The sequence below is a fragment of the Paenibacillus sp. Y916 genome, assembly GCF_056786435.1.
On sequence record NZ_JBXCJA010000023.1, the window covers coordinates 1 to 5,820 of the forward strand.

Sequence of the window (5,820 nt, forward strand, 5' to 3'; positions counted from 1 at the left end):
TGGTCGCCAAGAGGGATAGCGGAGAAGTATATTCAGGCGACACATTGCTTTCCCTAAGATAAGAGCTATCTAAGGGAAAGCAACGTCAGGAATGCGCGAACGTTATAGGAAATCAGCGAACATCATTAAAAACCTCATTAATACATTGAACATCTAGGGTATGAAGCTATTCACCTAAAGCGCAGTTTACTTGAAGATAGTCAAAAAGTGTAGATGAATGAACTAGAGGAATTTATGATTGCGAACCAAGCATAGTTAACTGTAGCATTACTGGAGGATGAAGAAAGATGTTGAAGGAAGATACTACGAGATTATTAAATATATCATTTCACATTCTCAGCCAATTTGGCTATTTGTTTACTTTGTATTTATTCTCGTCTAATTACGAGCAATTACCTTGGTATGATCCTGATTATTATAAGTATTTTCATTTAATGATAACATTGCCGATACCTATGCTCCTTTCACTTTTTATAGGATTTATTATAAGAAGAGAATCTACACTCAAAAAATATATTCAAGCGGTATACCCTATAGCTTACCTCATAACTGTTACCTATATGACTAACATTGGAATATTTGGGATGCCTCATAGTGAAATTGGTGGTTTAATCGTATTTATCTTGTATACCCCGTCAGTGTATTTTCTACTTCTGGACATTAAAAGAATGAAACGAGTTATGAACTAACGAAACACGATTTCAAGATAACTTAAAGTGGGGCTATTACAAAGAAGGCGCTGACATCCTATAAACAATACATTCCTACATCGTCGCTGTCACTCCTTGGTCACCAAGAGGGATCTCGGAGAAGTGGAGTCAGGCGACACATCCAACCGGCTAAGTGGCAGAGCGACCCGGAACTACGGTCCTTAAGCCGTTTGGACGTCAGAAATACGCAACGTTAAGTGAAACCGGCGAAATGCTGAAATTTATTAGAAAGTGAGTTGGATTTCAAATAATAATTGTGAGTCTAGTTCTCATCGGAGTATTTTTACTATCTATTTGGAGTGCTATCGAAGGAATAAAAAATAGGACACGATATGTACTTAATGAACGGATAAGATATTATTTTTTAGGTTTGTTAATATCTATAATAGTTTCAATACTAGGAAGTCTGTCGGCTAACGAAATAAATATAGGACTTATAATAACTATTGTTATTGGAATAACATTGATTTTCGGAAACATATTTTATTATTATAAGGTTGAACATTTGAATAATAGACTAGAGGTTGGATTTAGAATTATGAAATATATGTTGCTTACAATAATGATATTGATATTGAATCTTATAATTTTTGAATAATTTTAGTAATAAATTTGAAGGTAAAGTCAAAGGTGTCGCCGGCATCACCTAACACGGCATTCCTACTGCGGGCATTCGCTCTTGATCGCCAAGAAGGATTTCCAAGGGGTTTAATCAAGCGATACATTCAACCAGCTAAGTCTGACGACCCGTTCCCTGCGGTCACTTATGCTGCTTGAACGTCAGGAATGCCAAACGTTAGGTGAAATTACTGCAATTAATTGTTATGAATGTGGATTCAAGAAGAAACTTATAAAGTGAGATGATAGAATGTACGCTGTTGAATTGTTTTTTGAAGAGAACTTCGAGGAGTACGTTAGGAATACCTGGAAGGGATTGAAAGACCAAAACATAAGTTCAAATATGTATGACATCAGTTATTTAAGACCACATATTACTCTGGCGGTCTATAGTGATATTCCGTCTTTAGAGTCAATTTGTAGACGATTAAGTACTTATTTTGATAGTGTTTTAGAACTTGAATTGAAGTTTGATGTGCTTGCCTCATTTCCTACATCAGGGACATTATTTATAGATCCAACAGTCACGGAAGACTTGCTTAAGATGCATAAGATGTATCATGAGGAGTTTAGTGACTTGTTTGAATTTTCCAACCCCTATTATATTCCGAATAATTGGGATCCTCATTGTACTCTTGCTATAAAACTTTCTCCGGAACAGATACTAGATGCAATGAAATATTGCTATAAAGATTTTGTACCTCTACGAAGTAAGATCATAGAAGTTGGGATCGTAAAACTAGAATATGATTCAAATAATAAATGTATAAGTAGTTCAACCATTGCTTCAAACAAATTAAAGGTGAAGACTAACTTGTAGGTTTACCAAAGAGGGCAGTAACATCACCTAACATAGCATTCTTACATCGTCGCTGTCGCTCCTTGGTCGCCAAGAGGGATATCTAAGAAGCGGATTCAGGCGACACATTCAACCGGCTAAGTCTGACGACCCGGTAGCTAAGCTACCTTAAGCCGCTTGAACGTCAGGAATGCCAATCGTTATGTGCAATTGGGGCAATATTATTGAAGGAATCATCAAGAAGTCTTTGAAAATAGTGTTTTGAAAGAAGGTATGTATTATGGACGAACAAGAAGTTAGTTATACAACATATACACAAAAACATAAAGATATCATAAATGCAGGTGTAACTGCTATAAATGAAATATTGAATAGCAAAGATGTCTCTGAAAAGAGAAGTCTATTATTTTGTTTGGACAAATATCTAGATCCATATTTTGGTTACAATTTGTCCTACTTTGACGAAGTTATTTTAATTTTAGAAAAGCATTTATTTGTTAGCAATACTAAAGAAGTAAAGGAAGACATGCTCCAATTATTAACAGATTACTCAAAGAAGAATTTAGATTATTTAGCGGAAAACATAGGAGAGATTGATCCTGAGATTCTTGCAGACGCCCTATATGCACTGGGTAATACTTATAATAAACAGTATGTTCCAGTATTTATTACGTTTGAAAATCATGAAGATAAAATTGTAAGTGATACTGCCAAAAACGCACTAATAGAGCTTTCAAAAATATAAACATAGGTTTGAGAGTATCTCGAGGATGGCCCTAACAGCACATAACAATGCATTTTTGCTGCGTCGCTTTCGCTCCTTGGTCGCCAAGAGGAATTTCAGGAAGCCAATTGGACGTCAGAAATGCGCGAACGTTATCAGAAATTGGGGCACTACAAGTTAAACATTAGAAATAGTATCCTTAATCAAGTAATCTCAGAGAGGAAAATAGAATGAAAGTTCAAGGATTCAATCACGTAACAATAAACGTTAGAAATCTCGAAATATCAATAAACTTTTATACAGGTGTTCTTGGACTAAATATAAGGCACAAAGGGAACAAGGATGCATATTTAGAATGGGGAGTGCATGGATTTGTTTGATTGAACGAGATAGTTACAGTGAGCATACAGAGAGACAAGCAGGAGTAGATCATGTTGCATTTTATATTCCAGAGGAGCATTTCAAAGAAGCGGTAAAATCACTCCAAGATAATCATGTAAATATAGTAAGAGAAGCAATAAAGCGTGGTACAGGGTGGTCAATCAATTTCTTAGATCCAGATGGAACTCAACTTGAATTACATACATCAAACTTAGAGGAAAGAATGAAGGTATGGAGATAGTAAGAGCAAGAAAGGGAAAGAAGTTATGCAACTCAAAGAAGGCCCCAACATCTGATAACATAACATTTCTGCTTCGTCGCTGACGCTCCTTGGTTGCCAAGAGGGATATCCGAGAAGTGGATTCAGGCAACACATTCAATCGGCTAAGTCTGACGACCCGGCACTTCGTGCCTTAAGCCGCTTGAACGTCAGAAATGCGAAACGTTGTAGGAAATCAGCGGAAATCATAAAAAACCTTCTATAAACCAGTATCCAATAGATGCATTTCAGCTAGAGAACCAGGCTAGTTTAGTAATAATTAATCTTTACCTGCCATGAGCTCTTACGGTTTGGTATTATATGTGGTAAAGCATTCTACCAAATATGCATAAGGGAGATAAATAATGAACTCAAATACTCACTCCACATCGGATGAAAACATTTTTAAGATTGACTGTAAGGATATTGTTTTAAGAGAATACATAATTGATGATTTAGATGAGTTTCATTCACTAACATGGCAACCTGAGATACATGAGTTTTTGCCTGGATGCAACGTATCTAAAGAACAACGGTTAGATTGGCTAATAAATTACGAAACCAAAGAAAATAAACAGTTTCTAAAGGTTGTATCGGAAGGCGGTGATATTGATGAACTCCGTCTTCGTTTGGGGATTATATTGAAAGAGTCAGGAGAGTTTATCGGTTGGTGCTGTACGGGAATAAAAGAAGAATTACCGCCTCCAAACAGAGAGATCATGTATGCAATATCAAAAGATCATAGAGGTAAGGGTTATACGACGCAAGCAGCTAAAGGGATAATCAAGTATTTATTTGAGAATACGAACGTGGAGGTGCTTAATGCTATAGCCCTTATACGTAATTTACCCTCAAATAGAGTAATACAAAAGTGTAACTTCGATTTTATAAACATCATAGAACTTGAAAAGGAGAGCTATAATTATTATAAACTCAGCAAGAGCAATTGGGAAATCGAGATGTAGTAGTCTTTCAATTTCTGAGCTAACGCAACAGGATAGAAAAGATAATTGAAGTTGGGGTCTTACAAAGAAGACGCTGACATCCGATAACAATGCATTCCTGCTTCGTCGCTTCGCTCCTAGGTCGCCAAGAGGGATTTCAGAGAAGCAGATTCAGACGACACATCCAAACAGCAAAGTGGCAGAGCCACCCGGACCTACGGTCCTTAAGCCGTTCGGACGTCAGGAATGCCAAACGTTAGATGAAATCACAATAAAGAGGTGTTGTATGAGTATCGATCTAGAATTAAGAATTTCCAAACATATAAATAAAAATGAAATCGAAGACGTCTTAATTCCGATGGGGTGGGTTGTAAATCCAAAATACGAGAATTGTTATACCTGGTATCACATGGATAATTATGAATCAATCCGAGGGGTATGGCTGTATATAAAATACTATTCTAGCGAGAAAAAAAATACTACTACCATCACTACTAGCACGTCAGCAGGTAGAAGTTATGAAGACCTTTTCACACAAAATAATACACTTAAAATACTTAAAAAGATTTACGGTGGTTATATTTATAATCCCCAAACCGGAACTAAATCTTATATTATAATTGACATTCCAAAACTTCAAGCTTCAGAGAAAGCGTTAGGTTTCGTTTATAGTGCATTCCATAATAATTTATTAAAAACAAGTATTATTATAGAAGACGTACCAGAGCAGATCTTGTCAGCTGATAATTACATTGCAGAGCTAAACAAAGAATTACTTCGTAACAATATGATAGTACCTTTTCTCGTTACTACTTTAGAAACATTTTTGAAATATACTTTTATTAGATATTTAGAAACAAATGAATCAGCAAGAGATCAAGTATTTAAAAAAAATGACAGGATTCATTTTTCAAAGCTTAAGGGTTTATTGGAAGGTCAGATTTCTATTTCGTCTTTAGAATCTGAGAATTTCAATTTTCAAAATCTGATTTCTGCAAATGAGGCATTCAAAAAATATCTCGAAATAGACCTCTTTGAAATTTTAAATACTAGTAAGAAATTTAACAAAAGAGTAGTTGTACTTAGAGAAGTGATTAGCAAAATGCTCGATTCTAGGCACAAGTTTATTCATGAAGGGATAATTGACTACAAATTAAGTAGAGAGGAGATGGAAAAGTATATTTTCTGTTTAAATTCTTTCGGTGAACTATTTGTTGATAGATTATTAAAATTAAAGAAATTAAGAATTGATCTTGAAAAGTATACCTAAGATGATTGTGACATCATCTAAACCAGCTAATCAAAGTCAACCCTATCATTAATAATATTTTCATAGGAATAAGATAGACATACTTAAACAAACCTACCCACAAGAGTGAGTTTTT

At 35.2% G+C, this 5,820-nt stretch carries 5 protein-coding genes and 1 pseudogene; all 6 read left to right on the plus strand.

What is annotated here, in order from left to right; genetic code table 11:
• Positions 1–1,322: 1,322 nt before the first annotated feature.
• The 6 genes and pseudogenes from AC1TO9_RS24445 to AC1TO9_RS24470 all read left to right on the plus strand — a co-directional run bounded on the left by AC1TO9_RS24445 (position 1,323) and on the right by AC1TO9_RS24470 (position 5,705).
• Positions 1,323–1,487 (plus strand): hypothetical protein, encoded by a 165-nt coding sequence (locus tag AC1TO9_RS24445; RefSeq protein ID WP_482060736.1) that lies wholly within the window; start codon positions 1,323–1,325, stop codon positions 1,485–1,487.
• A gap of 91 nt (positions 1,488–1,578) precedes the next feature.
• The gene (locus AC1TO9_RS24450) at positions 1,579–2,148 is read left to right on the plus strand and encodes a 2'-5' RNA ligase family protein (RefSeq protein WP_482060737.1); all 570 of its coding nucleotides are present in this window, start codon (positions 1,579–1,581) and stop codon (positions 2,146–2,148) included.
• A gap of 259 nt (positions 2,149–2,407) precedes the next feature.
• Positions 2,408–2,872, plus strand: coding sequence for a hypothetical protein (locus AC1TO9_RS24455; protein ID WP_482057934.1), 465 nt, complete (start codon positions 2,408–2,410; stop codon positions 2,870–2,872).
• Positions 2,873–3,081: 209 nt separating this feature from the next.
• Positions 3,082–3,473, plus strand: a pseudogene (locus AC1TO9_RS24460) (VOC family protein).
• A 383-nt stretch (positions 3,474–3,856) separates the two neighbouring features.
• A complete protein-coding gene (locus AC1TO9_RS24465; protein WP_482057932.1) occupies positions 3,857–4,456 on the plus strand; it encodes a GNAT family N-acetyltransferase in 600 nt (199 codons plus the stop codon).
• Positions 4,457–4,631: 175 nt separating this feature from the next.
• Complete coding sequence (locus AC1TO9_RS24470; RefSeq protein WP_482060738.1) at positions 4,632–5,705, plus strand: hypothetical protein; 1,074 nt, start codon at positions 4,632–4,634, stop codon at positions 5,703–5,705.
• The last annotated feature ends 115 nt before the right edge of the window (positions 5,706–5,820 follow it).